Here is a 26,279-nt window from a genome sequence, read left to right as displayed (position 1 = left end):
GCCGCGTCGGGGTTCGTCGCGGCCGCGCGCGGCGCCGGCGACATCCTCGCCGACAACCGCCTCGGGCGGCGCGCGCGCCGCGCGGGCCGCGGTGGTCCCGCGCGCGTCCTCGGGACGGCGACCGGTCGCCCTGTGCGGATCGTCGCCATCGGTTTCGCCGTCGCGGTCGTCGGCTGGGGCCTCGACACCCAGGCCGACGTCGAGTCGGACGTCCGCGAGCTCGTGCCGGCCGACCTCCCCGCGCTCGTCGATCTCGACGCGCTGCAGGAGGAGACGGGGATCGGCGGCGAGATCGACGTCCTCCTCACCGGCGACGACGTCACCGACCCGGAGACCGTCGCGTGGATGACGTCGTATCAGCAGCGGCTCCTCGAGCGGTTCGACGCCGTCGGGAAGCCGTGCGGAGAGGTCGAGCTGTGTCCCGCCTTCTCGCTGCCCGACCTCTTCCGCACGGGCTCGGGCGCTCGGACCGAGGAGCAGATCGACGCGCTCCTCGACGCCGTGCCGGCCTACTTCTCCCAGGGGGTCATCACGGAGGACCGCACGAAGGCGAACCTCGCGTTCGGCATCCGGCTCATGCCGCTCGAGCGCCAGAAGGAGGTCGTCGACATCATGCGCGAGGAGCTCGACCCGCCGCCGGGGGTCGACGCGAGGCTCGCCGGCCTGCCGGTCCTCACCGCCGAGGCCAACGCCGCCGTCGCCTCGCCGTGGCGCCGCGCGCTCACGCTCCTCGCCGGCCTCCTCGTCGTCGGGCTCGTCCTCCGCGTCGCGCTCGGCGACCGGCGGCGCGCGCTCCTCCCGCTCGTGCCGATCGCGATGGCGACGGGCTGGTCGGCGCTCGTGCTCTTCCTCACGCGCATCCCGCTCAACCCCATGTCGGTGACGCTCGGCGCCCTCGTCATCGCCATCTCGACCGAGTTCAGCGTCCTGCTCTCCGAGCGCTACCGCCAGGAGCGCGCGGCCGGACACGAGCCGCGCGCCGCGCTCGAGCGCACCTACCGCTCGACGGGGGCGGCCGTCTGGGCGTCCGGCGTGACGACGATCGCCGGCTTCGCCGTCCTCGTCCTCTCCGACATCCGCATGCTCCGCGACTTCGGCGCGGTGACGGTCGTCGACCTGACGGTCTCGCTCCTCGGCGTGCTCGTCGTGCTCCCCGCCGTCCTCGTCCTCGCCGAGGGTCGGCCCGAAGGCGCGCGCGTCCCCGTCCGCCCGCGGCTGCCGCGCCCGGGGCTCCCGCGGCTGCCGCGACGGCGACGCCACCGCAAGCCCGCGATCGCGGGAGCAGGCGAGTGACGTCCGGCCGCGACGGGTCCGAGGGGCCGCTCGGCTTCGACGACGACGAGCCGCGAGACGAGGACGGGCAGAGCGAGACCGGGGCGGGACGCCGTGCTCCGGGCCCGGCGGCGCGCCGGCTCGAGGCCTCGGACGCCGACGCACCGGCCGGGTCGCGCCGCCCCGTGCACCCGTCGGGCATGCCGCGAGGCGCGAGTCGCTACGGCTGGTTCGTCGGGGTCGTCGTGGTCCTCGCCGTCGCGGCGCTCGCGCTCACGACCGTCGGCGGGGACGGCATCTCCTCGACCGGCCTCGAGAAGGGGGAGGAGGCGCCGCCGTTCGCGGCGCCCCTCGCGCTCTCCGACCTCGAGGGTGACGTCAACGTCGCGCGCGAGCCCGACAGCGGGGAGGCAGGGTCGATCCCGGCGTGCGAGGTCACGGGACCCGACGTCCTCAACCTCTGCGAGCTCGTCGAGGACGGGCCGGCCGTCCTCGTGTTCTTCGCGACGCGCGGAGGCCCGTGCGTCCGCGCGCTCGACACGCTCGACCGCGTCGCGTCACGCCACCCCGGCGTCGACGTCGCCGCGATCTCGATCCGCGGCGATCGCGACGATCTGCGGGACCTCGTCCGCGAGCGCGGGTGGCGCTTCCCCGTCGGCTACGACCGCGACGGCGTCCTCGCGAACCTCTACGGCGTCGCGGTCTGCCCGCAGTTCGCGCTCCTGCAGGAGGGCGGGGCGACGTTCGACACGGTCCTCGGGGAGCCCTCGGCCGAGGAGCTCGATCGCAGGATCGGACGCCTCGCCGACGCCCCGGACGCGCCGACCTCTGCGACGGGGAGGGTCGCTCCCGGTACGGTCGCACCGTGACGCCCGCGATCGACCGGCCTGGCACCGAGCCTCGCTTCGACGAGGGCTGGGTCGACACGGACGTCCGCGAGGAGTTCCCCGAGCTGAAGCTCCTCTCCGTCGTCCAGACGACCTGGCCGGGGCGCAGCCCGCGCGAGCTGAGGGAGCGCCTCCGCCTCCTCAGCAACCGCTTCGGCGGCGCGGACGCCGTCAACCTCCGTCGGCGGCCCGTGCCGCACGCCTACCGGGTCTTCTTCCGTCACATCGGCCTCGACCCGGACACGACGCGCACCCCGGTGGAGGCCGCGGCGATGGAGCGCCTCATGCGCGGCGGGTTCTCGGCGAAGGGGCGGCTCGAGGCGTCGCTCCTCATCGCCCTCGTCGAGACGGGGGTCCCGCTCTGGGCGCTCGACGACGACGAGGTCGACGGCCCGCTCGGGATCCGGCCGGCGCAGGCGGGCGAGCGCCTCGGCACGGGGGAGGAGGCCCATGACCTCCCCGAGGGGCGCCTCGTCGTCGCCGACGCCGCCCGGCCCGTCGCCGTCCTGTTCGGCGACCTCGCGACGAGCCACGCGACATCGCGGGCGACGCAGCGCGCGCGGATCTTCACGGTCCAGGTCGCCGGGGTTCCCGCGATCCACGTCGAGGAGGCGCTGTGGACCGCTGCGTCAGCTTTGGCGACGTAGCCCGGGTTCGCTGCTAGTCTCGAACGGAGAGCGATGCTGCGGATCGACGATCGACATGATCTCGTCCCCTCCGGAGCGCACGGCTCCGCCGTCCCGGCGCCCCCTGCGCCGCCGCGGCGCGACCCGGACCGCGGTCGGGACGGCGACGGAGACGCGCGGCGCACGCTGCGGCGCCAGATCGCTCGCCTCGAGCGCGATCTGGCCGATGCGCTCGTCGCCGCGTTCCCGACGACCCCGGGGATCGACGTCGCGGTCGCCGCGCCCCGCGGCCGCAGAGGCCCGCGGATCCTGTCGCTCGCCGCGCTCGAGGAGCTCCGCGACGACCTCGCCGTGAAGCTGCGCGAGGCGCGGCGGACCATCGAGCTCGCGGGCGCCGAGCACGAGCGCAACCGCGCCCTCCTCGAGGAGATGCTCCAGCACCCCGAGCGCCACAAGTTCCGCCGGCTCCCGAACCGCGACCTCGGTGAGCGGGGCTGCGGCGTCTGGGAGGTCCGTCCCCGGCTCGGGATCATCGGCATGATGATGGGCTGGTGGCACGTGAAGCTCTCGAGCGGCTGTCCCTTAGGCCGCCCGCGCCCGTAGCATCCACACCGATGGGCAAGCGCAGCCGCAAGCGGTCCGCCGTGGGGACCCTCACGCCGCCTCCTCCCCGGCCGACGGAGGCGCCTCGACGCACCCCGGGAACGCCAGTGGATCGGCGGGCGAAGCTCTCCGAGGCGCCGCCGCCCCTGTGGGCGCCGGTGCCGGTGACCGAGATCCTCGTGCTGCTCGGCATGATCCTCGCGGGCGTCGGCTTCTTCGGCGGCGACGCGATGCCGCTCGTCATCGGGATCGCGCTCATCTCCGTCGCGACCCTCGAGCTCGTCATCCGGGAGCACTTCGCCGGCTACCGCAGCCACTCCTCGCTGCTCGCGGGCACCGCCGCCGTCCTCGCGGTCGCAGTCCTCAGCGTCGTCGGCGTCCCGTCGGTCGCCGCCCTCGTCGTCGGAGTGCTCGTCTTCGCCCTCGCCTTCCAGGTCGCGCGCTCGGCCTTCGCCCGCCGCGCCGGCGGGCTCGGCTTCCGCGTGTAGCGTCTCGGCGATGAGCGGCCCAGAAGATCCGACGACCACGAGCGCCCCGGGAGCGGGGGGCACGGGGGAGTCGCGGCGCATGCGGCTGCTCGGCATCCACCACGTCACCCTCATCTGCTCGGACCTCGACAGGACGCGCGCCTTCTACCGCGACCTGCTCGGCCTCTCGCTCGTGCGCGAGGCCGACAACGACGACGATCCGGGTGCGCGCCACTTCTGGTTCGGCGACGCGGAGGGCTCGCCCGGAACGCTCGTCACGTTCCTCGAGTACCCGCAGATGGAGGAGGGGGTCGTCGGGCGCGGCTCGACCCATCACCTCGCGTTCCACGTGGCCTCGACCGACGAGCTGGGCGCGTGGCGCGAGTACCTCGAAGCGGCCGGCGTGCCGTGCAGCGACGTGCTCGAGCGCTCGGGGCTCGTCTCGGTCTACTTCCGCGACCCCGACGGCCACCTCATCGAGATCGCCGCTGCGGCCTGAGGGCCGCGGGAGCGCGCGTCACGGGGGAGGTGGGGGCGGGTCTGCGCCGCCGCGAGCGGCGCAGACCCGCCACCGGATCAGGCGAGCAGCGCGGGCTCGAGCGCCCGTGCGGCGGACGCGCGCACGTGGCGGCGCGGGGCGTCCATCACCGCCCCGAGCATCTCGGCGACGGCGCGGCGCTGGCGGTCGGTCATCGACCCGACCGTCTTCGTCTCGGACATCGGGATGCGCTGCAGGAACGACCGGCAGCGCGCGTGGCCCCAGCGGTGCTGAGCGAGGAGAAGGTCTGCGACCGGCATCGACTCGGCCTCCCACGGGGAGTCGAGGATGACGTCGGCCACGTTGACCTCCCCCGAGAACACCCGGCGCTTCAGCTCCGCGCGAGCGAGGCGCACCTCGTTCGCCCGGGCGAGGGCCCGGAGATGCTGTGGCGCTGGTGTCGTGTGCTCTCGGATCATCTTTTCCTCCTGTCGGCCGTCCCCCGACGGCCGACCGCGTCGTGATGTTGTGCGTGTGCGCGCTCGCGGGCCCCCGGCTCCGGTCCCTCGGGCAGAGCTTTCGGCAAGCGTGAGCTGACCATCGTCGAACGACGGTCACGCTTCCGTCCGCCCCTCCCCGGCGTCCACCTCGGCGCGGCCAGGAAGCTACGTGAGGCGGCGTTCGGCGGTCAACGTGTGAACGGACGTAACAACCGCTCAGAGCGCCTTTTTTCGTCGCCGACTGGACGCGCGGCCGAGGTCTTCTACAACAGGTGTCGCACCGGCTGAGGACGACCGGATCTGACCGCCCCGGAAGGCCGCCGCTCGGGGTCGCGCGCGGGCCCCACGCGGTTGCCCGCGAGCCCGCGGGGACGGCGGCGTCAGTGGTCGCCCGGGCCCGGCAGCGGCCCGTGCTCGGCCTCGAAGGAGGCCTTCACGTCGGCGAAGCGCGCGAGCGCGCGGTCGATCGTCGCGTCGTCGTGGCTCGCCATCACGCTCGTGCGCAGGAGCGCACCGCCGGGCGGCACCGCGGGATGGAGCGCCGTGTTGACGAAGACCCCCGCGTCGTAGAGCGCGCGCCAGAGGAGCACGGCCTTCCAGTCGTCGCCGACGAGCACGGGCACGATCGGCGTGACGATCGTCGGCGTGCCGTCGGGGCCGGTCACCACTCCCGGCGCCGGCGTGCCCGCCGCGAGGTCGGCCGGGACGGGCTGCGGCGCGACGACGGCGTAGCCGAGGTCCTCGAGGCCGTCGCGCAGGCGCCTGGCGTTGCGGAGGACCGCCTCGAGGAGCGCCGGGCCGTCCTCGCTGCGCAGGACGCGGAGCGCGGCGAGCGCGGCCCCGACCGCCGCCGGGACGGCCGCGGCGGTGAAGAGGAACGCGCGCGACTGGATGCGCAGGTAGTCGATGACGTCCGCCGGGCCGGCGAGGAAGCCCCCGCAGGAGGCGAGCGACTTCGAGAAGGTCCCCATCCGGAGGTCGACCCGCCCCTCGACGCCGAGGAGCTCGGCGGTGCCGGCGCCCCGGCGACCCAGGACGCCCGCGCCGTGGGCCTCGTCGACCATGAGCCGCGCGCCGTGAGCCTCGCAGAGATCGCAGATCTCGCGCAGCGGCGCGATGTCGCCCTCCATGGAGAAGACGCCGTCGACGACCACGAGCACGCCGCCGCCGTCGCCGGCGGCCCGCTGCAGCGTCCGCTCGAGCTTGTCCATGCGGTTGTGGCGGAAGGCGCGGAGCTTCGCCTTCGAGAGAAGGCACCCGTCCAGGATCGACGCGTGGTCGCCGGAGTCGGCGACGACGGTGTCGCCCGGCGCGAGGATCGTGCCGAGCGTGCCGACGTTCGTCTGGTGGCCCGTCGTGAAGACGATCGCCTGCTCCGTGCCCATCCAGTCCGCGATCTCCGTCTCGAGCTCGTGGTGGAGGGGGATCGTGCCGTTGAGGAGGCGCGACCCCGTGAGGCCGGTGCCGTAGCGCTCGAGCGCGTCGCGCGCGCCGTCGAGGACCCGCGGGTCCTCGGTGAGGCCGAGGTAGTTGTTCGAGCCGAGCATGATGCGCTCGGCGCCCTCCATGACGACGACCGGCTTCGCGGGCCCGTCGAGCGTCCTGAAGTAGGGGAGGAGGTCGGCCTCGCGCGCGGCGGCGAGCTGCTCGGCGCGCTCGTGTCCGCGGACCTTCGCGAAGACGTCGATCGAGGTGGAGGGCATATAGGGTGCTCCGCGTGAGGACCGTCGAGATCCGTCCCGTCCGCAGTCGGCGGGACCTGCGGGAGTTCATCGAGCTCCCGTACCGCGTGCATGCTAACCACCCGCGCTGGGTTCCTCCGCTCCGGCTCGAGCGCCGGCTCTTCCTCAACCGGCGGCTGAACGCCTTCTTCAACCACGGGGAGGCCGAGTACTTCCTCGCCTGGCGCGACGGGAGGGTCGTCGGGCGCCTCACCGCCCACATCGACCACGCCTACAACGAGTACCACTCCTCGCGCTGGGGCTGGTTCGGGTTCCTCGAGCTCGAGGACGACGAGACGATCCTCCCGGCGCTCCTCGACGCCGCCGAGAGCTGGCTGCGCGAGCGCGGCTGCGAGCGCATGGTCGGGCCTGCCGACTTCACGATGAACGACGAGTCGGGCGTCCTCGTCGAGGGGCACGACCTGCGGCCCATGATCAAGCAGCCCTGGCAGCCGCCCTACTACCAGCGGCTGTGCGAGGCCGCCGGGCTCGCGAAGGCGATGGACCTCTTCATGTGGAACCTCGAGGTCTCGGACCGCTCGAAGATGATGCCGATCCTCTTCGACCTCGCCGACCAGGTCGAGTCGAAGCACGGCATCCGCCTGCGGAAGATGTCACGCCGCTCGCTGCGCAAGGACATCGACCGCTTCAAGGAGGTCTACAACGCCGCCTGGTCGAGGAACTGGGGCTTCTCACCGTACGACGACAAGGATCTCGACCAGTACGCCCAGGAGCTCCAGCTCGTCTTCGACAAGCACTGGTTCATGGTGACGGAGACCGCCGAAGGCGAGACCGTCGGTGTCGCGATCACGGTGCCGGACATCAATCAGGTGCTCGAGCAGATGAACGGCCGGCTGCTGCCGCTCGGCTGGTGGAAGTTCCTCACGAAGGGGCGCCGGATGGACCGCGTCCGCGTCGGCTTCCTCGGCGTCAAGCCCGAGTACCAGCACACCGGCGTCGCGGCGAAGATGTACGTCGAGCACTTCGACATGGCCGCTGCGACGCCGCAGAAGGGCGGGGAGATGGGCTGGATCCTCGAGACGAACAAGGCGATGAACCGCGCCATGGAGGCCATGGGCGGGAGGATCGTGAAGCGCTACCGCGTCTACGAGCGGGCGTGGGAGGCGGGCTCGACCGGGGCCGAGGCCGCCGCGCCGGAGGCCGACTGAGTCGTCCCCGACTCGCCCGCCGCGTCGCGCCGCGAGCGAGGAGCCGTGCCGAAGACGACGTCCCACCACGGGGCGCTCACGCCGAAGCCCGCCGTGTCGTCCTGGAAGTGATGGCGCATGTGGTGCGTCCGCAGCATCCTCCCGAAGCGGGTCTTCGGGATGCGGTGGTGGACGTAGAAGTGCGTCATGTCGTAGGCGAGGTAGCCCCCGAAGAAGCCGGCGCTCAGCGCGCAGGCGCTGCCGAACGGGAGCAGGGCCTGGAAGAGGAGCGCGAAGAGAGTCGCGAGGGGGATGCTCGCCGACGGCGGCATGACGAGCCGCATCGGATCGTTCGGATGATCGTGGTGGACGCCGTGGATCATCCAGTGGAGACGCGCTCCGATGCCCTTCTCGGGCTCGAAGTGGAAGACGATCCTGTGGAGCCAGTACTCCGTGAGCGTCCACACGACGTAGCCTGCGGCGAGCAGGCCCGCGAACGCCGGCACCGACAAGCCGTCGGAGAGCGCGAGCGCGGCGAAGACGACGATGCCCGGGACGAAGATCGCCGGCACGACCGTCCAGTGGACGCGCGTCAGCTTGTCCAGCAGCGGCGAGCTGAACATCGGCGGTGACGCGCGCAGGACGTCGGTGCGCGTCGGGGTCCCTTCGCTGTGCACCTGGGTCTCCATTCGGGTCACCATATACCCTCGCGGTGACGCGTCGTCACACGCGCGCGAGTCCTGGTCACAGGGTCCTCGGCGGCGTCTACACTGCGACCGATGCACGGTCCGCAGACCTCTGAGACGGCCCGCGAGGCCGACGACGTCGAAGAGGTGACCGCCGAGCCGGTCCTCGACGGCGAGGGTCCCTCTCTCGCGCCGCAGCCCGCCCCCGAGCACCGGGTGGCCGCGAGCCCCGGGGCCGGCCGGATCGCCGTCCAGGCGGTGGCCGTCGCGGCGACCGGGATCGTCGCCGGCGCGGCGACCACCGCCCTCGTGCGGGCCGCGAAGGGCCGCGGTGTCCCGCGCCGCGCCGGGCGGCGGCGCAGCCGGGACGGCGCCGAGGTCGTCGAGACGCGCACCTACGTCGTCGACGTGCATCTCGTCGCGCGGCGGTGAGAAGCTCCTCCTCCCTCGCCGAGGTCCGGGAGGAGGCCCGGCCCCCGTGGCCGCTGCGCCTGCCAGGGCGCTCGATGGACGGCCTCCACGTCCATCGCGGAGGCGTCCTCGCGCGGCTCGTCCACGTCGACGACGTGCCCGTCGAGCTGCGTGCCGCGCAGCCGGCGCCCGACCGCATCGTCATGGGAGCGCGGTCACCGAGTCCCGACGCGGCGCGCACGGGGCTCGCCCGGTGGCGGATGGCGCTCGGCGTCGACGACGACCTCCGCCCGTTCTACGAGCGGTTCCGGGACGACCCGCTCATCGGCGCGTCGGTCCGGCGGCGCCCGTGGCTGCGCATCCGCCGCCGCCCCGTCGCCTTCGAGGCGCTCGCCTGGGCGGTCACCGAGCAGCTCATCGAGTACCGGCGCGCCGTCGAGATCCAGCGGCGCATCGTCCAGCGCTGGGGGACGCCAGGGCCCGAGTGGGCGCTGCCCGGGCTGCGCGACTCTCCGCCGGCGGCGGTCGTCGCCGGTCTCGCCCCCGCGCAACTCGAGGCCTGCGACCTCGCCGCCGCGCGGGCGATCGCGCTCGTGCGCGTCGCGCGCGAGGTCGCCCGGGGCCGGGTCGACCTCGAGGATCCGGACCACGAGCGCGCGTGGACGCGCCTGCGCGCGGTCCCCGGCATCGGGGCGTGGACGGTCGAGATGCTCGCGACGACCGGGCAGGGCCGCGTCGACCAGGTGCCGGCGGGTGACCTCGGGTTCCTCAAGGTCGTCGGCCGGATCGAGAGCGGGGGGAACCCCGCCGCCCGCGCCTCGGAGGAGGCCGTCCGCGCCCTCCTCGCGCGCTACGGCGAGTGGCGGGGCCTCGCCGGCGCGCACCTCATCGGCATGCCGTCCCCGCTCTCGGGCGTCGCGCCGGAGCCGGCGCGCCGCGCCGCCTGAGGCCCCCACCCGCCGAACCGGATTCGTGGCGCGCCCTGGCGCCGCAGGAATCCGGTTCGGCGGGCTCGGACGTCAGTCGAGGCCTTCGCGCTCGTTGCCGATCGGCGCGCCGGGGAGGAACTCGTTCGTGAGGGCCGTCGGCTCGGCCGGGCGGTCGAGGAGCCCGCGCTCGAGCATCCACTGCGAGTAGCGGCGCCACTCCTCGACGTCCTGGTAGCCGAAGGGGTTCTCCGGGTCCTCCGGGAAGAAGACGGGGAGCGTCGCGTCGACGACGGCCGCCTGGAGCTTGCGCTCGAGGTCGTCGTTCGCCTCGAGGAGCGCGTCGACGCCGATGTCCGGATCCTCGCGGAGGGCCTCCGTCCCCTGGCGCAGCGCCTGCCAGAACCGGCGGATGAGCGCGCCGCGGTTGCGCGTCGTCTCCTCCGTCGCCGCGACGACGAGCTCGTTGTACGTCGGGACGCCGACGTTCTCCATCCGGATGATGCGCGGGTTGCGATCCCGCTGCCGGAGGTCGGTCCCCTCGTAGTTCCAGAACGAGCCGAGCGTCGCGTCGACGCGCCCCGAGATCATCGCCGGCGTGAGGTTGAAGCCGACGTTCACCTCCTCGACGTCCGAGGGATCGACCCCGGCCTGCTCGAGGATCGCCTCGAGGTAGGCCGACTGGTACGGGATCCCCGCGGTGCCGACGGTCTTGCCGGCGAGGTCCTCCGGGCCGCGGATGCCCGCCTTCGGGAGCGAGATGAGCGACGTGAGGGGCTTCTGGACGAGGGCCCCCGTCGAGACGATGCGGCTCCCGCGGTCGCGCGCCAGCAGGACCTCGGGCTCGTAGCTGATCGCGAGATCGGCCCGCCCGCCCGCGAGCAGCTTCAGGGGGAGGGCGGGATCGGACGGCGCCTGGATGTCGAGGTCGAGCCCCACCCGGTCGAACGCTCCGATCGCCTCCGCGGCGTAGATGCCCGCGTGGTCCGCGTTGGGGAAGTAGTCGAGGACGAGCGTGAGCTTCTCGCGCGACGGCGCGGCGGCCGCGCCCTCCTCCTTCTCCCCGCAGGCGGTGAGGCCGAGCGCGGCGAGGATGCAGAGCGCGCCGAGCGCGGCGAGGCGGAGACGTCGGGTCTTCATGTGGGGGGTCCTCCGGGTCGGTCGGCCCACGGGAGCAGTCGGCGCTCCGCGAGGGACAGGGCGTAGAAGAGGGCGACGGCGAAGGCGGCGAGGACGACGACCGCCGCCCATGCCCGCTCGGTCTCGAGCTGCCCGTTCGCCTGCGTGACGAGGTGGCCGAGGCCGGCGCTCGATCCCGACTGCTCCGCCAGGACGGCGCCGATGACCGCGATCGCGACGGAGATGCGGGCGCCGGAGAGGGCCGCGGGGAGCGCCGCCGGCGCCTCCGCCCACCAGAACGCCTGGCCGCGGCTCGCGCCGAGGGTCCGCAGCAGCTTGATCTGCGCCGGGTCGGTGCGGTCGAGCGCGTCCAGCGTCGTCACCGCGACCGGGAAGAAGCAGATGATCGTGATGATCGCGAGCTTCGGGAGGAGGCCGAAGCCGAGCCAGAAGACGAGGACGGGCGCGAGGATGACGATCGGCACCGCCTGGGAGCCGACGAGCAGCGGGTAGACGGCCCGGCGCAGGAACGGCGACCGGTGGAGCGCCGCCGCCGCGCCGGCGCCCGCGACGAGCGCGCAGAGGACGCCGAGGCCGACCTCCTGGGCGGTGACGAGGAGGTCGTCCCAGAGGATCGCCCGGTCGTCGACGATCGCCGTGGCGATGTCCGTGGGGGAGGGGAGGATGAGCGCCTCGACGTCCCAGAGCGCCGTATAGAGCTGCCAGGCGCCGAGACCCGCGAGGACGAGGAGCGCGGCGAGCATCAGCGCAGCGCCTCCATGACCGCCTCGCGGGCGGTGATCACCGCGGGGTCCGTGGCCTCGCGCGGGCGCGGGGCGGCGATGGTGATCTCGGTGAGGACCGTCGCCGGACGAGGCGAGAGCACGACGACCCGGTCGGCGAGGACGGACGCCTCCTCGACGTCGTGGGTCACGAGGAGGACGGTGCGCGGCTCGGCGGCGAGTGCGTCGGCGAGCCAGCGGCGCAGCTCCTGACGCGTGAGCGCGTCGAGCGAGGCGAACGGCTCGTCGAGGCAGAGGACCGACCGGCCCGAGAGGAGCGTGCGGAGGAAGGCGACGCGCTGGCGCATCCCGCCGGAGAGCTCGTCGGGCCGCGCGGACTCGAAGCCCTCGAGGCCGAAGCGCGTGAAGAGCGGGCGCGCCTCCTCCCGGGCGGCGTCACGGGAGGCGCCCGCGAGACGAGGCGCGAGGGCGGCGTTGTCGAGCGCCGTGAGCCACGGGAGGAGGAGGTCGCGCTGCGGCATGAGCGCGGCCTCCTCGCCGGAGGCCGTCCCGTCGTCGACGGCCAGCAGCCCGCAGACGACCTCGAGGAGCGTCGTCTTCCCGCACCCGGAGGGGCCGACGAGCGCGACGACCTCACCAGGGGCGACGGTGAGCGAGAGGTCCTGAAGGGCGGAGACCGACGGGCCGCGACGCGGGCGGTGCGCGAGCGAGACCCGGCGGAGGTCGACGGCGACGCCGGTCGTGCCGGACCGGTGCGCGTCCACCTGCTCACCGCTCGTCGTCGTCATCGCTCCCTCCGCGGGCATTACCCCACAGGTTCGAAGGGTCTGCGCAGGTCGGCTGTGCGCACTCTCAGCCCGCCTCCGCGAGCTCCCCTGTTCTCACACCGAGGATCCAGCGTACTAAGCCGCGGGACCGACCTGCGCCGCGGCTCGCCGGCGCGCTTCCTCGACGGCCTCGCAGAAGACGTCCACGACGGTCGGGTCGAACTGCGAGCCCGCTCCGCGCCGCAGCTCGCCGATCGCGTGCGCGTGGTCGGCTCCGCGGCGGTAGGCGCGGTCCGACGTGATCGCCTCGTAGGCGTCGCAGACGAAGATGATCCGCGCGCCGAGCGGGATGTCCTCGCCGGCGAGCCCGTCGGGGTAGCCGGCTCCGTCCCAGCGCTCGTGGCTCGACCGCACGAGAGCGGCGACCGGCTGCATGGCGGAGGCCGCGGTGAGGATCCGCTCGCCGAGGATGGTGTGGCGCTCCATGAAGCGCCGCTCGTCGCGGTCGAGCGGTCCCGGCTTGTCGAGGATGGCGTCCGGGACCGCCATCTTCCCGATGTCGTGCAGCTCGGCGGCGCGCTCGAGGACGTCGAGGGCCTCGGCGTCCATGCCGAGGCGCTCCCCGACCTGGCGGGCGAGCGCCGCGACGCTCGCGACGTGCCGGTGGAGCCCGGGTTCACGCTCCTGGATCGCCTGGAGGAGGACGCTGCGCAGCTGGCGCTTCGCGCTCGACGGCCGGCCGTCCTTCGCGGTGTAGAGACGCCGATCGGCGGTCCGCAGCGCGGTGGCGGCGTCGGCGGCGTCGGCGGGCAGGAGGACGGTTCCGCTCGACGCCGTGACCGAGAAGCCTTCCCCCTCCTCGGCGAGCGCGCTCGTCGCCGCCGCGAGGATCTCGTCGGCGGGCGTCCGTCCCGGGGCGAGGAGGACGCAGAACTCGTCCCCGCCCATCCTGTAGGCGCATCCCCACGGCGCGACGGTCGCCGCCAGCTCCTTCGCGAGGCGCGCGAGGAGGTCGTCGCCGGCGGGATGGCCGAAGGTGTCGTTGTACTGCTTGAAGCCGTTGAGGTCGAAGAGCACGAGGAGCCGCGGGCGCTGCCGTGAGGCGGCGGCGAGGGCTTCGTCGAGGTCCTCGACGAGCCGCCGTCGGTTCGGGATCCCGGTGAGGAGATCGGTTCGCGCCATGAGCTGGCTCTCGAGCGCCGTCCGCGAGCTGTCCCGGAAGGCGAGCGTGACGCGCGCGATGGCGGCCGCGAGCGTGAGGACGGCGAGGAGGCGCGCGACGAGGTTCACCTCCGTGGCGCCGTGGTCGACGAAGAGGATCGTCACCGCCGCGACGACGGCGAGCCCGGAGACGGCGAGGACCCGGGCGCCCTCGTGGCGGACGACGACGTCCGAGGTGCGCGGCGCCCAGGCAGCGAGCGCGAGGAGGAGCGCGGAGCCCGGCCAGAGGACGTCGAGCCAGGTCCCTTCCTCGTAGGACCCGAGGGCGATCTGGTGGAGGAAGATCGCGTCCGCGATCGCGGCGACGAGGAAGCTCGCGGCGACGAGCGCCCACATCGTGGCCGGTCGCCGTCCCGAGAGCGCGAGGATCGCGACGGCGACGACGAGGAGGACGAGATCGCCGATCGGATAGGCGAGGTTCGTCGCGATCGCCGCGGTCGAGCCGCCCGTGCTCTCCACGATGGGCCCGACGAGCGCCGCGGCGGTGACGGCGGCCGCGCCGAGGCCGACGAGGAGGCCGTCCAGCCACTTCGACGGCCCGACGCCGCGCAGGCGGGAGCGCGCGAGGAGGACGAAGCCGACGTAGGCGGCCGGGTAGAACGCGAGGTAGAGCGCGTCGGCCCCCGACGGGAACGGCGGCTCGTCGAGATCGCCGAACGCGACCGTGTACCAGATGTCCCCGCCCGTCCAGGCGAGGAGCCCGATGCCGATCGCGATCCACGCCGCTCGGTCGACCGGCGAGCCGATCGCCCGCAGGAGGAGGGCGCAGGACGCGCCGAGCATGCTCGCGTTGTAGACGATCCCGTCGAAGACCTGGTCGGACGCCGAGCCCTCGACGCCGGCGGCGACATGTGTCGCGAAGGCCGCGAGCGCGACGATGGAGACCGCGAGCGCGGCGGTCGCGAGCGACCTGGCAGCGGGCCGGGGGGAACTGGAGGCGAGGACCGCCACGGCCTGGGTATCGGCCGTGACGAGAACCGGCTTGAGTGCGACACCCGCGGCGGATGTCGGTGGGTGCCGCGCGTGTCGCGGATCTCCTACGCGCTGCGGACCGGCCGGGTGAGGGCCTTGACGAACTCCTCGAGCTGGGCCGTCGTCCAGCACTCGAAGGCCTCGCAGTGCTCCTCGTAGGTGGCGATGACCGAGTCGCCGTAGTTCCAGTAGAGCTTCGGCTCCGGGTTGAGCCAGAAGGTCCGGCCGGCCTTCTGCGCGATCTGGCCGAAGACGTCGGCGGCCGGGTCGCGGCCGTTCGTCCGCGCGTCGCCGAGGACGATGACCGTCGCGCGCGGGTGGAGGTCGCCCTCGATCTCGTCGCGGAGCTCACGCCAGACGCGCCCGTAGTCGGTGTAGCCGCTCACGTCCGCCACGCCCGCGTCGCGGGCGATGGCCTCGCTCACGCCCTTGAAGCTGCGCTCCTTCTCGAAGATGTCCGTCACCTCGCTGATGCGCTCGATGAAGACGAAGGAGCGCATCTTGCGGAACGAGTCGTGGAGCGCGTGCAGGACGCTGAGGAAGAACACCGAGGCGCTCGCGACCGAGGTCGAGACGTCGCACACGACGTAGATCTCGGGGCGCCGCGGGCGCTTCGGCCGGAAGCGCAGGTCGACGGGGACGCCGCCGGTCTGCAGCGACGCGCGCATCGTCTTGCGGACGTCGACGGCGACGTGGCGGCGGCTGCCGCGCATCTCCTGGCCCTGGGTCTTCAGGCGGCGCTTCAGCTGCATGACGACCCGGTGGACCGCCGCGAGGTCCGAGAGCGGGCCGGACGGCAGCGCGCGGTCGATCTCGTTGAGGGGCCGGGCGGGAGGGAGGGTCTCGGTGCGCTCGATCTGGCCCCGCTCGAGCTCGCGCCGCAGCATCTGCTCGAAGCGCCGGATCTCCTCGCGCGGGAGGCCCTCCCGGCGGGGGTCCTCCTCGGGCAGCTCGGGCTGGGGCTCGGAGCGCAGCCCGAGCTGGCGGCGGATCCGCTGGACGTCCACGCCGATGACGCCGGAGCCCTGGCCCTGCTGCCCGAACGCGGCGATCGCGAGTCGTGCCAGATCGCTCATGCGGTCGCCGTCGCCCTCCTGCATCGCCTCGGCGATGAGCTTGCGGAGGTCCTCGAGGTCGAGGTCGGCGAGCTGCTGCCCGTCCTCGAAGCCGCCCTCCTCCTTCACGCCCTCGTCGATCGCGGCGACCTCGGCGGCGCGGAAGAAGAAGCGGTCGAAGACGAGCTCGAAGACCCGGCGGTCCTCGGGCGACTTCGCGAGCGTCGTCGCGAGCGCCTCGCGGAAGCGCTCGCGCTCGGTCCAGCCGATCTCCTCGAGGACGGAGAAGGCGTCGAGGAGCTCGGAGGTCCCGACCTTGACGCCCTCGCCGCGCAGCTCCTCGCCGAACTCGAGGATCCGCGCCGCGAGCCCCTCGGGCCGCGACTCCGCGTCGCCGAGGGCGTGGATCGCGGCGCGGCGGGGGTCGGGAGCCCGCCCGCCCCGTCCGCCGTTCCCGCGCGGGGGGTCAGGAACCGGCGGCACCGTTCCCGTTCCCGGGCTGGGCGAGGGCGGGCAGCTTCACGCCGACCCGCTCGGCGACGACGTCGAGGTCCGTGCGGTGCTTGACGATGATCGACATCGTGTCGCGGAACGTGTCGGCGTCGATGTCCTTGGCGCCGAGGAGCATGAGCGCCCGCGCCCAGTCGATCGACTCGGCGATCGAGGGCGGCTTCTTGAGATCGAGGTCGCGCACCATCTGCACGATCTCGACGAGCCGGCGGCCGATCGCCTCGGGCAGCTCGGGGGCGTGGATCTTCACGATCTCGAGCTCGTGCTCGAGCTCGGGGTAGTCGAGCCAGAGGTAGAGGCAGCGCCGCTTGAGCGCCTCCGTGAGCTCGCGGGAGTTGTTCGACGTGAGGAGGACGATCGGCTGCGTCGTCGCCTCGACCCTGCCGAGCTCCGGGATCGTCACCTGGAAGTCCGAGAGGATCTCGAGGAGCATCGCCTCGAACTCCTGGTCGGTCTTGTCGATCTCGTCGATGAGGAGGACGACCGGCTGCTCGCTCGAGATCGCCCGCAGGAGCGGACGGGCGAGGAGGAACTCCTCGCCGAAGATGTCGTCGTGGACCGCCGTCCACCCCGTCCCGTCCGCCTCCGCCTGGATGCGGAGGAGCTGCTTGCGGTAGTTCCACTCGTAGAGCGCCTTCGCCTCATCGAGGCCCTCGTAGCACTGGAGGCGCACGAGCTCGCGGCCGGTGTACTCGGCGAGCGCCTTCGCGAGCTGGGTCTTGCCGACGCCGGCGGGACCCTCGACGAGGACGGGCTTGCCGAGCGACGCGGCGAGGTAGGAGACGAGTGCGGTCGACTCGCCGGGGAGGTAGCCGGTGCCGCGCAGGCCCTCGGCGACGTCCTCGACGGAGCTGGGATTCACGACGGTCATGGGCGGCGGACAATAACGGTGTGGGTCTCCCGGCCTCTCCGGTGTGGGATCCTCGTCTCGTGGGTCACGCGCATCTCGTCCTCGCCGCCTCCGACATCCCGGCGGCGCCGGTGCTCGGTCTCATGGCCTTCGGGGTCGTCATCGCGGTGTTCGGTCACATCGCGCGCAGCTACCGCGTCGTCGGCGTCGGGATCGCCGCTCTGTTCGCCGCCACGGCGCTCATGATCGTCCTCGGCTTCGCCGCGTACAACGACGACTCCAGCGACCCTCGCGACTGCGAGGGCGAGTACTCGACCTTCTGCCGATAGGCGCCGCGGCACCGCCGCGGGGCGCCGCGCCGACGTCAGCCGCGGGTGCGCAGCAGGCGGTCGACGGCGATCCGGCGGCCCGTGTCGGCGTCGCGGGCGCGGAGCCGCACGAGGAGCCGGCGACGCGGCCCGGACTCGGGGAGGCGCACCTTCGCCGTGAGGCTCCGGCGCGGCGCGGTCCGGCGGGTCCGGGCGACGATGTGGCGGCTCTCGCCGCGCACCCGCACGACGCTCACCCGCAGATCGCGCACGGGGCGGCGGACCGCGATCCGCAGCGAGAGGACGCGACCCTCGCGGCGGGCGCGGACGAGGCCGAGGACGACGTCCCCGTCGTCCGGGTCGGAGGCGTCCTCGGCCGGACCGGCGTTGCGGACGATCCAGTCGGCGAGCGCGGGCTCGCCGATCCGCCCGTAGACGCCGAAGAAGCCGGGGACGCCGCAGCCGAGGCCGAAGGACACCGTGCCGACCACGACGGGCTCGCGCGCCTCGCGCACGATGAGCGGCCCGCCCGAGTCGCCCTGACAGGAGTCGCGGCCACCGGTGCCCTCGCCGGCGCAGAGCATCGTCGTGGGGTCCCAGCCGAAGGTCCCCGCGTAGGCCGCGGCGCACTCGGCGTCGCTGCGGACGGGGACGTCCACCTCCATGAGCCCGTCGGTCGCCCCGAGCAGGGCGGGGAACGTCTGCCCGCCCCACCCGATGACGGTCGCCCGGCGGCCCGCCGCCCAGAGCCCGCGCTCGTCGCTGCGCACGACGCGGAACGGCCGTGCGTCCCGCGGGGCGCGCTCGAGCTCGAGGAGCGCGATGTCGTTGCTCGAGGTCTGCGGGCGGCCGTAGTCCTCGTGGACGACGACGCGGCGCGCGGCGATGCGCTCGCCGCCGACGCTGCGGCGGGCCGTCCCGAGCTGGAGGACGAGGTCGCCCGCGGGCAGCGCGCGGTCGTCGCGGTCCGTGACGCAGTGCGCGGCGGTGAGGACCCAACGGTCACGGACGAGGGAGGCGCCGCAGGCGAAGCTGCCGCCCACCTCCAGGGCCGCCATGCCGGGGTAGGAGGCCGATGCCGGGCGTCCTCCGACGACGGCGCCGGCGGGGTCGGCGACGGCGCCGGCGCCGAGCAGCACGAGCGACGCCGCGGCGAGGCGGCGGATGATCGTCGTCCTCACGTGTCCTCGTCGAAGCTCAGCTGCTCGCCGCCGTCGACGGGCGGGCGGTCGGGGTCCCGGCGGACGCGGGTCGGCTGGGCCGCGCGGTCGACGCGGGTCGGCTGGACCGACGGCTCGACGCGGGTCGGTGCGCCGGCGTCCTGGTGATCGCGGCCGGCGGCCTCCTCGGCGGGACGGCGTCGGGGCCGCTCACGACGGTGCGGGCCCGAGGCGCTGCCGGGGAGGGGCGGCTCGGCGAGGTGCGCGTTGCGCAGTCGCACGCCGGCGCTCGCGAGGAAGATGCACGCCGCGAGCGCGAAGAAGATGCCCCACCGCAGGCCGTAGGTCGCGATCCCCGCCTCGAGCGTCTGGTTCTCGGGCTGGTCGAGGAGCCGGTAGAAGACGAGGAGAGACGCCCACACGCCCGCGGTCGCGATGACCGTGCCGTCGCCGCCGGGGAGGTGGAAGGCCTTGCCCTCGCCGCGGTGGAAGAGGAGGACGAGGACCCCGACCGCGACGAGGAGCACCGCCGCCTCCACGAACGAGAACGCGCTCCAGGCGGAGACGCCACGGGACACGGCGTCGAAGCGAGCGGCCTCGCCCGTCCCGATGCGGCCCGCGACGGTCTCCGAGTACCACGGCAGGAACATCGTCGCGAACATCGCGAACGCCGCGTAGCCCGCGAGTCGCTGCGATGGCCGCAGCGAGCGCCAGGACCGCGCGATCCGGCTGGCCCAGCGCCGCGTGCCCTGCGCGGCGCCGCGCGAGGTCTCGGAAGCCGGGGCGGACACACGGCGATCGTATCGGTCGGACCTGCGCCTGCCCGCCGCACGTCGTCGAGGCGCCTCTCGCTCACGACGAGGCGAGGGCTTCGTCGCCGACGCCGCGGCGCGTCCGACCGGCGTCGGTCCCGGGGCCTTCGCCGGTGATGCGGCGGTGCAGACGCGCGAGCGGGGCCGGCGACCACCAGTTCCGGCTCCCCAGGAGCGCCATGAGCGACGGCACGAGGAGCGCCCGCACGACGAACGCGTCGACGAGGACGCCGACCGCCGCGCCGACCCCGACCTGCTTGATGAAGGGGACCGACGAGGTGGAGAAGGCGCCGATCGCGACCGCGAGGAGGATCGCGGCGGCGGTGACGACCGCGCCGGTCCGCCCGAGGCCCGACGCGACCGCGTCGCGGTCACCGAGTCCTCGCCGCCGGCTCTCCCGGATGCGCTCGAGGAGGAACACCCCGTAGTCGGTGGAGAGCGCGAAGACGAGCGCCGCCGTGACGACGAAGTCGGTCGGCTCGACGCCGCCGCCCGACTCGAAGCCGAGGAGGCCCTCGAGACGGCCGTCCTGGAAGACGAGGACGAGGACGCCCAGCGTCGTCCCCACGGTGAGGACGTTCATGAGGATCGCCTTGAGCGGGAGGACCACGGACCCCGTCATGAGCCACAGCACGACGAACGTGAGCGCCGCGAGAAGCCCGAACGCGATCGGGAGCCGATCGCCGATCGCCGCCTGCTGGTCGACGAACTCGGCCGCCTCGCCGCCGACCGCGACCTCGAACGGCGCGGACAGGGCGCGGAGGTCCTCGACGACGGCACGCGCGGTCGGACCCTCGAGAGCGCCCACGGCGGCGACGTCGAGCCGCCAGAGGTCGTCGGCGATCGCGACGGGCGCGGTCGTCCGCGCGACGCCGTCGACGGCGGCGACCCGCTCCGTGACCGCCGCCACGTCCGTCGCGGCCGCGGCCGGCGCGGAGAGCGCGACGACGATCGGCGAGCTGTCGTCGCGCGGGAAGTCCTGCGCGAGGGCGTCGGCGACCTGGCGCGAGCTGAGGTCCGCGGGGATGACCGAGGCGTCGACGGGGGTCCACTCGGCACGCAGCGCCGGGAGCGCGAGCCCGACCATGACGAGCGTCGTCACCGCGGCGATCGCGCCGGGCCGGCGCATGACCCCGCGGGAGAGCCGGGTCCAGCGCCCCTCCGCGGCGGCGCCGTCGGCGCGGGTGCGCAGCCGCGGGCCCCAGAGCGCGAGGAAGACCGGCGTGAGGGCGAGCGCGACGAGCGCGGCGACGACCGCGACGGTCGCGCCGCCGATGCCCATCGACTCGAGGAACCGCATCGGGAAGACCGTGAGCGTCGCGAGCGCGATCGCGACGGTCGCGGCGCTGAACGCCACGGTGCGCCCCGCGGTCGACATCGTCGTCGCGATCGCGAGGTGGACGGCCTCGCGATCGTCGCGGCCGAGACGGCCGAGCTCCTCGCGGAAGCGCGTGACGAGGAGGAGCGTGTAGTCGATCGCGAGGCCGAGGCCGAGGCCGATGACGAGGTTGAGGGCGAACACCGAGAGGGAGATGGCCTCGTTGACGCCGCGCAGGACGAGGAACGTCCCGAGGACCGTCGTGAGCCCGACGGCGAGCGGGATCGTCGCGGCGCGACGTCCCCGGAAGAACAGGAGCGAGAGCACGAGGAGGAGCGGGAACGCGAGCATCTCGGCCCGGCCGAGGTCCTCGGAGACGCGCTCGGGCATCTGCGTGCTCGCGATCGCGGAGCCCCCGAGCAGGAGGTTCTCGCGATCGCCGAAGCGCGCCACGAGCGCGTCGTGGACGTCGGCGTCGTCGGCGTCCGCGGCGAGCGTCGCGGCGACGGCGGCGCGCGTCCCGTCCGTGGACACGGGTCCCGGCGAGGCCGCGACGATGCCGGGAGCCGCGCGCAGCTCCGCGGCGAGCCTCCTCGCCTCCGCGCGGCCCGCGGCGCTGCCGGCCGGCGCGCCCGTCTCGAGGACGGCGACGACGCCGGGCGTCGCCCCGGTGCCGAGCGCCGCCTCGATGCGCTCGAGGGCGACGGCGCTCTCGGCGTCGCGCGGGAGGAAGCCTCGCTCGGACCCGAGCAGGCCGACGACCGGTCCACCGAGCACGGCGGCGACGGCGACGAGCACCGCAGCGGTGGCGAGGCTCGCCCTCGGACGGGCGAGGATGCGACGGAGGAGGGGCGACATCGAGGTCCTTTCCAGCACGGCGGTTCAGTGGACGGCCGTACATATACAAGCGTAGATATACGCTTGTCAAGCGACCGGTAGCATGGGCTCGTGTCGCCGCCCGACCAGACGAGCCCGAGTCGCCGCCGCGCCGCCCGCGGCGAGGGCGAGCGGCTCCGGGAGCAGCTCCTCGAGGCCGCGACCCAGCTCATCCACGAGAAGGGCGACGCGGGGGCGCTGTCGATCCGGCAGGTGACGAAGCGCGCCGGCGTCTCTCCGATGGCGCTCTACCTCCACTTCGCGTCTCTCGACGACCTCATCAGGGCGGTCATCGACCACGGCTTCACGCGCTTCCGCGCCGCGCTCCATGCGGCCGCCGAAGGCGTCGGCCCCGAGGGTCCCCGAGCACGGCTGCGCGCTCTGGGGCTCGCCTACCTCGGCTTCGCGCGCGAGGAGCCCGCCCTCTACTCGGTCATCTTCGGGCCGCACCACCCACCGGAGGACGGCGGCGAGGGCAGCGAGGTCGGCCGGGCGGCGTTCGAGGACCTCGTCGAGGCGATCACGGCCTGCCAGGAGGCGGGTGAGGCCCGGCCCGGAGATCCGGGGCAGCTCGCGATCGGGGTGTGGTCGACGCTGCACGGCTTCGCGAGCCTGCGTCGACCGCACGACCACCCCGACCTGCCCTGGCCCGACGACGACGCGTTCGCCGCGGCCGTCTACGAAGCCTGGCTCGCTCCGCGCAGCGTCAGCTGATCGGGATGTCCTCGACGTCCGGGCCGCCGGCGGCGGCCGGCCGTCGCGTCCCCTCGAGGCGCTCGACGAGCCAGTCGATGAGCGCGCGGACGAGGAGGAGGACCTGGCGGATCACCTCGGTCACCTGCGCCTGGAGCTCGGCGGGCACGAGGCCGCGCAGCGACTCGAGGAGCGCGACGAGGGTCTGCAGCTCCGACGTGCGCTCCTCGTGGTCGCGCGGCGTCCGCCAGCCGTTCGACGCCTCGCGCCCGGCGCGGACGTCCTCCCGCGCCTGGGCCGCCTCGCCGGCGAGGCGCTCGGCCGCCTCCCGCGTCGCCTCGATGCGGCGGCGGAGGTCGTCGAGCGGTTCGTCGGGGTCGTCAGCCATGGGAGGGGACCGGGCTCTCCGGCCCGTCGAAGGTCACGTGCAGCGCACCGTCGCGGAAGGTCGCGCCCGAGGGACTGTAGTCGGCGAGCGCAGGGGGCAGGAGGATCGCGCGCTTGTGCTCGTCGACGCGGATGACGAGCTCGAGGCCGATCTTCTTGAGCCCGATCCGGCCCTTCTCCGCGAGCGGGAGGTCGACGCGGAGCGTCGCGGAGTCGCGCCGGACGACCAGCTCGTGCGAGAGGCTCGAGTGGAGCACGTCGGCGACGTCGCGGCCGTCGAAGAGCTGGTCACCGAGCCGGTCGAGCATCGCGGCGCCCACGACCTCCTCGTCGAAGTAGGGGGCGCGCAGGACGGGCACCGGCGCGAAGGACGACTCGACGTCGGCGATCTGCTGCTCCTGGCGCTCCCGCCACGCGTCGAAGTACGGGCCGACCCCGTCGGGGAAGACGCGGTTGACGACGACCGCGTCGGTGAGGAAGCCGTAGAGGTTGAGGTAGGTGAACGTCCGGCGCGCCTCGTCGACGACCATGCGGTCCGGGTTCATGACGAGGCGGACCGAGACGCGCTCGTGGTCGCGGAGGATCTCGTTCATCGCGATGAGGTTCCGCGTGAGCTGCTGGACGTCGTCGAGGGCCTCGTCGCCCGGGAGGGAGACGTCGAGGACGGCGCGGGCGAACGGCCGGGCGGCGTCCATGAGGCGGCCCTGCTGGGGGAACACCTTCTCGAGCCACCACCGCGCGACGTCCGGGAAGGAGAGGAGGCGGAGCGTCTCGCCGGTCGGTGCGCAGTCGACGACGACGACGTCGTACTCGTCGGTCTCGTAGTGGCGCTTGATCTGCAGGAGGCTGAAGAGCTCGTCCATCCCCGGGGGGACGGTGAGCTCCTCGGCGCTGATGCGGTCGACGCCGCGCTCGACGAGGATCTGCGCGAGCCAGTCGCGCACGGCGCCCCAGTTGCGCTCCATCTCCTCCTGTGCGGCGACCTGCTGGGCGTCGAGCGACCCCGACACGGGTCGCGGGTCCGGGCCGAGGGGCAGGCCGAGCGCGTCGGAGAGGCTGTGCGCCGGGTCGGTCGAGAGGACGATCGTCCGCAGGCCGGCGGCTGCGCACCGGCGGGCGGTCGCCGCGGCGACGGAGGTCTTCCCGACCCCGCCCTTGCCCGTGTAGAGGATCGTCCGCGGCGGCATGAGCGCCCGGACGATACCCGGGCGGGCCGGGCGGCGAGGAGGGCGCGCTCAGTCGTCCTTCTTCTTCGCGCGACGGACCTCGATCTCCGTCGTGCGCTCCGTCGCGTTGCCCGCGAGGTCGACGGCGCGCACGGTCACGCGGTAGGTCCCGGCGCGCCGCGGCGTGAAGCGCAGCTGGTGCCGTCCGCGCCCGAGCCGGGTGCGACGCCCGGCGACGCGGTCGCCGTCCCGGCTCACGCGCGTCGTCACCTGGGAGATCTTCGAGAGCTCGTAGGGCATGCGGACCTTCCCGCGTGCCCGCGGCCGGCTCGGGACGACGTCGTCGAAGGCGAGGACCGGATCCTCCGACGTGTAGCGCGTGAAGCGCTCGGCCGTCTCGCAGTAGACCGCGGGGTCGGGGACGGACCCGGCGACGGGCGTGCCGGCGGCCGCCAGCGCCGTCGCCTTCTCGAGGTCGTCGCGCATGCGCCCGCAGAGATTGCGCAGGAAGTCGCGAACGAGCCGGTGATAGCCGAGGTCGGACTCGCGCTCGTTCGAGTACATCGACCAGGCGCCGGTGTCGTAGCGGCCGATCTCGGCCCGGAGCTGCGTCTCGCCCGTCGTGAAGAGCGAGCGTCCCTCGGGGTCGTTGGCGAGGGCGGCGAAGTCGCGGAGGCCGACGAGCGACTGGACGAACCCGTTGAGGACGCGGAGGTCCTCGTCGTAGGAGTAGATGAGGTAGTGGGCCCCGGCGTCGGTGGTCACCCGGACGCCCGAGGGCGGCGGCGTGCGGAAGATCCCGAGGCCGGCGCGCGCCGCGTGGAAGTAGCCGGGCCGCCCGAGCCGGACCGCCGCGCGGGAGAGCGCCTGCAGCGCGGTGCCCTGGGAGAGGGCGCTCACCCAGGGCGGGCGGCCCTTGCCGAACCGGAACCACGACTCGAAGCCGACCCCGCCGGCGCGCGGCGCGGCGAGGGCGAGAGCCTCGTCGAGGAGCTCGCCGAGCTCGCGGTCGTGCTTCTTGCTCTGGAAGAGGCCGTTGGCCTTGCCGAAGGTGCCGAGCCACTGGATCTGGAGGCCCTGGCCGGGGTACGCCTGCCACACGAGCCGCGAGCCCTCGAAGGACACGCGGGCACCCGAGGAGAGGAGCCGTCCGTTCGCCCACCAGTCGCGGTTGCGGCGAATCGTCTCGAAGGCGGCGGGGAGCCGGCCGGCGGTGAGGTCGCCGCGGGCCGCGACGTCCTCGACGTTGCGCAGCGCGGCGCCGAGCTCCTTCTCGCGGCGGCCCTCGAGACGCTTGAGCGTCCGCCGGGCGCGGATCCAGTCGCGTCGATGGCGGTCGTGCGTCGGCTCGTCGATCGCTCCCTCACGCAGCAGTCGGCGGAGCTCACCGGGGACGGTCTTCTTCCTCTTCTTCTTGCCGTCGTCGGCGGAGGCGCGCGCAGCGGGCTCCGCGGCGCGCAGCCGGGGGGCGCCCGGCGCGCCCGGGGGCGGCGGCGCGGAGGGAGGGAGGAGGCGGTCCTCGCGCACCGTCACGTCGCCGTCGTCGGACAGCACGTGCAGCGGGGCGGCGGAGACCGGTGCGGCGGCCGCGAGATGCAGGGCGATCACGGCGGCCGCGAGAAGCGGAACCGGGGTCAGGCGCACCACGCCGATGCTACGCTCGCCGCCGCGCGGCGGTCGCAGGAGCCGTTGCAGGAACACCCCTCGGAGGAGTCTCACCTTGCCCGTGTCCGGTTCACGTCACCCTGTCCTCGTCCTCCTCGCCCTGCTCGCGTTCGTCGCGACGGGCACCGCGCTCGCGGCGTGCGGAGGCGACGAGGCCGCCGACGACGACGTCGCGACGATCCTCAAGGACACCTTCGGCTCGGACGAGCCCGTCGAGAGCGGCGACCTCGACCTCGAGCTGACGCTCGACGCGCAGGGCCTCGGGAACGTCTCCGGGCCGATCGCGCTCGCGCTCACGGGACCGTTCGACGGGCGGGGCGACGGCGAGCTGCCCGCGTTCGACTTCTCGCTCGCGCTCGACGCGGGCGGCCAGGCCTTCAGCGCGGGCGCGGTGAGCACGGGGGAGAAGGGCTTCCTCGAGTTCCAGGGCCAGGCGTTCGAGCTCGACGACGCGCAGCTCGAGAGCCTTCGCACCGCCTACACGCAGGCGCAGGAAGAGGCCGACGCCGACAGCGGCGACGGGAAGCGACCGACCTTCAGCGCCCTCGGCATCGATCCGCTGAGCTGGCTGACGGACGCGGAGAAGGCGGGCACGGAGGACGTCGGGGGCGCCGAGACGGTGAAGATCACCGGCGGGATCGACGTCCCCCGCTTCCTCGAGGACATCAACACGCTTCTCGCGCGCGCGGGCGATCTCGGCGTCGCCGGGGCCGAGGAGGTCCCCTCGCAGCTCACCGAGGAGCAGCGGGCGCAGATCGCCGCGGCGGTGAAGTCCGCGACCGTCGAGATCTACTCGGGCAACGAGGACCGGCTCCTGCGCCGTGCGATCGTCGCGATCGACTTCGAGGTCCCCGAGGACGCGCGGGAGGCGACCGGCGGCCTCGAGAGCGGGAAGCTGCGTCTCGACCTCACGATCTCCGAGCTCAACGAGG

27 protein-coding genes are annotated in these 26,279 nt (G+C 73.9%); 12 read left to right on the top strand and 15 right to left on the bottom strand.

The genetic code is table 11. The annotated features are described in order from the left end of the window. The 6 genes from ACME2J_RS17605 to ACME2J_RS17580 all read left to right on the top strand — a co-directional run. The coding region (locus ACME2J_RS17605; protein WP_495546248.1) for an MMPL family transporter at positions 1-1,293 on the top strand (1,293 nt) is incomplete at its 5' end. After that, positions 1,290-2,141 carry a TlpA family protein disulfide reductase gene (locus tag ACME2J_RS17600; RefSeq protein WP_495546247.1) on the top strand — a complete coding sequence of 284 codons (852 nt, stop codon included), beginning with the start codon at positions 1,290-1,292 and terminating at the stop codon, positions 2,139-2,141. The genes ACME2J_RS17605 and ACME2J_RS17600, both read left to right, overlap by 4 nt. Next, entirely contained in the window at positions 2,138-2,806 is a 669-nt protein-coding gene (locus ACME2J_RS17595) for a hypothetical protein (protein WP_495546246.1), read from the top strand. The genes ACME2J_RS17600 and ACME2J_RS17595 overlap by 4 nt, the downstream gene beginning before the upstream one ends. Positions 2,807-2,839: 33 nt before the next feature. Then, on the top strand, positions 2,840-3,388 hold the full coding sequence (locus ACME2J_RS17590; protein ID WP_495546245.1) for a hypothetical protein: 549 nt from the start codon (positions 2,840-2,842) through the stop codon (positions 3,386-3,388). Between the two features lie 11 nt (positions 3,389-3,399). Next, the gene (locus ACME2J_RS17585; RefSeq protein ID WP_495546244.1) at positions 3,400-3,876 is read left to right on the top strand and encodes a hypothetical protein; all 477 of its coding nucleotides are present in this window, start codon (positions 3,400-3,402) and stop codon (positions 3,874-3,876) included. 10 nt (positions 3,877-3,886) lie between these two features. Continuing rightward, a complete protein-coding gene (locus tag ACME2J_RS17580; RefSeq protein WP_495546243.1) occupies positions 3,887-4,354 on the top strand; it encodes a VOC family protein in 468 nt (155 codons plus the stop codon). A gap of 77 nt (positions 4,355-4,431) precedes the next feature. Here ACME2J_RS17580 and ACME2J_RS17575 read toward each other — a convergent pair whose 3' ends face one another. Next, positions 4,432-4,812 (bottom strand): integration host factor, actinobacterial type, encoded by a 381-nt coding sequence (locus ACME2J_RS17575; RefSeq protein ID WP_495546242.1) that lies wholly within the window; start codon positions 4,810-4,812, stop codon positions 4,432-4,434. Between the two features lie 401 nt (positions 4,813-5,213). After that, positions 5,214-6,536 (bottom strand): aminotransferase class I/II-fold pyridoxal phosphate-dependent enzyme, encoded by a 1,323-nt coding sequence (locus ACME2J_RS17570; protein ID WP_495546241.1) that lies wholly within the window; start codon positions 6,534-6,536, stop codon positions 5,214-5,216. A gap of 14 nt (positions 6,537-6,550) precedes the next feature. Between ACME2J_RS17570 and ACME2J_RS17565 the strand changes: the two genes are divergently transcribed. Beyond that, positions 6,551-7,723 (top strand): GNAT family N-acetyltransferase, encoded by a 1,173-nt coding sequence (locus tag ACME2J_RS17565; protein ID WP_495546240.1) that lies wholly within the window; start codon positions 6,551-6,553, stop codon positions 7,721-7,723. Here ACME2J_RS17565 and ACME2J_RS17560 read toward each other — a convergent pair. Further along, entirely contained in the window at positions 7,660-8,391 is a 732-nt protein-coding gene (locus ACME2J_RS17560; RefSeq protein ID WP_495546239.1) for a sterol desaturase family protein, read from the bottom strand. The two genes, ACME2J_RS17565 and ACME2J_RS17560, sit on opposite strands and share 64 nt — an antisense overlap. Before the next feature lie 90 nt (positions 8,392-8,481). On the opposite strand from ACME2J_RS17560, the gene ACME2J_RS17555 reads away from it, so the two are divergent. Both ACME2J_RS17555 and ACME2J_RS17550 read left to right on the top strand, forming a co-directional pair. Beyond that, positions 8,482-8,820, top strand: coding sequence for a hypothetical protein (locus tag ACME2J_RS17555; protein WP_495546238.1), 339 nt, complete (start codon positions 8,482-8,484; stop codon positions 8,818-8,820). Beyond that, on the top strand, positions 8,817-9,746 hold the full coding sequence (locus tag ACME2J_RS17550; RefSeq protein ID WP_495546237.1) for a DNA-3-methyladenine glycosylase family protein: 930 nt from the start codon (positions 8,817-8,819) through the stop codon (positions 9,744-9,746). Before ACME2J_RS17555 ends, ACME2J_RS17550 begins: the two co-directional genes overlap by 4 nt. A 72-nt stretch (positions 9,747-9,818) precedes the next feature. Here ACME2J_RS17550 and ACME2J_RS17545 read toward each other — a convergent pair whose 3' ends face one another. From ACME2J_RS17545 to ACME2J_RS17520, 6 genes are all read right to left on the bottom strand, one after another. Further along, complete coding sequence (locus ACME2J_RS17545; protein ID WP_495546236.1) at positions 9,819-10,865, bottom strand: ABC transporter substrate-binding protein; 1,047 nt, start codon at positions 10,863-10,865, stop codon at positions 9,819-9,821. Next, positions 10,862-11,608, bottom strand: a complete 747-nt coding sequence (locus ACME2J_RS17540) for an ABC transporter permease (protein WP_495546235.1) — start codon at positions 11,606-11,608, stop codon at positions 10,862-10,864. The genes ACME2J_RS17545 and ACME2J_RS17540 overlap by 4 nt, the downstream gene beginning before the upstream one ends. After that, positions 11,608-12,375: an ABC transporter ATP-binding protein gene (locus tag ACME2J_RS17535; protein ID WP_495546234.1), complete on the bottom strand. Its 768-nt coding sequence runs from the start codon at positions 12,373-12,375 to the stop codon at positions 11,608-11,610. Before ACME2J_RS17535 ends, ACME2J_RS17540 begins: the two co-directional genes overlap by 1 nt. A gap of 114 nt (positions 12,376-12,489) precedes the next feature. Beyond that, the gene (locus tag ACME2J_RS17530) at positions 12,490-14,526 is read right to left on the bottom strand and encodes an HD domain-containing phosphohydrolase (RefSeq protein WP_495546233.1); all 2,037 of its coding nucleotides are present in this window, start codon (positions 14,524-14,526) and stop codon (positions 12,490-12,492) included. An 86-nt stretch (positions 14,527-14,612) separates the two neighbouring features. Further along, on the bottom strand, positions 14,613-16,085 hold the full coding sequence (locus ACME2J_RS17525; protein WP_495546232.1) for a VWA domain-containing protein: 1,473 nt from the start codon (positions 16,083-16,085) through the stop codon (positions 14,613-14,615). Then, positions 16,069-16,983 carry an AAA family ATPase gene (locus ACME2J_RS17520; protein ID WP_495546231.1) on the bottom strand — a complete coding sequence of 305 codons (915 nt, stop codon included), beginning with the start codon at positions 16,981-16,983 and terminating at the stop codon, positions 16,069-16,071. The genes ACME2J_RS17525 and ACME2J_RS17520 overlap by 17 nt, the downstream gene beginning before the upstream one ends. 59 nt (positions 16,984-17,042) lie before the next feature. Here ACME2J_RS17520 and ACME2J_RS17515 point away from each other — a divergent pair, with 59 nt between their 5' ends. Further along, the gene (locus ACME2J_RS17515; protein WP_495546230.1) at positions 17,043-17,291 is read left to right on the top strand and encodes a hypothetical protein; all 249 of its coding nucleotides are present in this window, start codon (positions 17,043-17,045) and stop codon (positions 17,289-17,291) included. A gap of 35 nt (positions 17,292-17,326) precedes the next feature. Here ACME2J_RS17515 and ACME2J_RS17510 read toward each other — a convergent pair whose 3' ends face one another. The 3 genes from ACME2J_RS17510 to ACME2J_RS17500 all read right to left on the bottom strand — a co-directional run bounded on the left by ACME2J_RS17510 (position 17,327) and on the right by ACME2J_RS17500 (position 21,418). After that, the gene (locus tag ACME2J_RS17510) at positions 17,327-18,451 is read right to left on the bottom strand and encodes a S1 family peptidase (protein ID WP_495546229.1); all 1,125 of its coding nucleotides are present in this window, start codon (positions 18,449-18,451) and stop codon (positions 17,327-17,329) included. After that, complete coding sequence (locus tag ACME2J_RS17505) at positions 18,448-19,221, bottom strand: hypothetical protein (protein WP_495546228.1); 774 nt, start codon at positions 19,219-19,221, stop codon at positions 18,448-18,450. The genes ACME2J_RS17510 and ACME2J_RS17505 overlap by 4 nt, the downstream gene beginning before the upstream one ends. A 61-nt stretch (positions 19,222-19,282) precedes the next feature. Next, positions 19,283-21,418 (bottom strand): MMPL family transporter, encoded by a 2,136-nt coding sequence (locus ACME2J_RS17500; RefSeq protein ID WP_495546227.1) that lies wholly within the window; start codon positions 21,416-21,418, stop codon positions 19,283-19,285. A 90-nt stretch (positions 21,419-21,508) separates the two neighbouring features. On the opposite strand from ACME2J_RS17500, the gene ACME2J_RS17495 reads away from it, so the two are divergent. Beyond that, positions 21,509-22,150 carry a TetR/AcrR family transcriptional regulator gene (locus ACME2J_RS17495; RefSeq protein ID WP_495546226.1) on the top strand — a complete coding sequence of 214 codons (642 nt, stop codon included), beginning with the start codon at positions 21,509-21,511 and terminating at the stop codon, positions 22,148-22,150. On the opposite strand, the gene ACME2J_RS17490 is transcribed toward ACME2J_RS17495, so the two are convergent. The 3 genes from ACME2J_RS17490 to ACME2J_RS17480 are packed head-to-tail and all read right to left on the bottom strand — an operon-like array spanning position 22,143 to position 25,326. Continuing rightward, positions 22,143-22,517, bottom strand: a complete 375-nt coding sequence (locus tag ACME2J_RS17490; RefSeq protein WP_495546225.1) for a hypothetical protein — start codon at positions 22,515-22,517, stop codon at positions 22,143-22,145. The genes ACME2J_RS17495 and ACME2J_RS17490 overlap by 8 nt on opposite strands. Beyond that, positions 22,510-23,703 (bottom strand): ArsA family ATPase, encoded by a 1,194-nt coding sequence (locus ACME2J_RS17485; protein WP_495546224.1) that lies wholly within the window; start codon positions 23,701-23,703, stop codon positions 22,510-22,512. Before ACME2J_RS17485 ends, ACME2J_RS17490 begins: the two co-directional genes overlap by 8 nt. 48 nt (positions 23,704-23,751) lie before the next feature. Beyond that, positions 23,752-25,326, bottom strand: coding sequence for a D-glucuronyl C5-epimerase family protein (locus ACME2J_RS17480; protein WP_495546223.1), 1,575 nt, complete (start codon positions 25,324-25,326; stop codon positions 23,752-23,754). A gap of 82 nt (positions 25,327-25,408) precedes the next feature. On the opposite strand from ACME2J_RS17480, the gene ACME2J_RS17475 reads away from it, so the two are divergent. Beyond that, positions 25,409-26,279 (top strand): hypothetical protein (locus ACME2J_RS17475; RefSeq protein WP_495546222.1); only part of this gene is annotated, 871 nt, incomplete at its 3' end.

The organism is Paraconexibacter sp., assembly GCF_059438195.1.
Note: the sequence above shows the minus strand (reverse complement) of the source record. Positions and strands in the feature narration are given on the sequence as shown.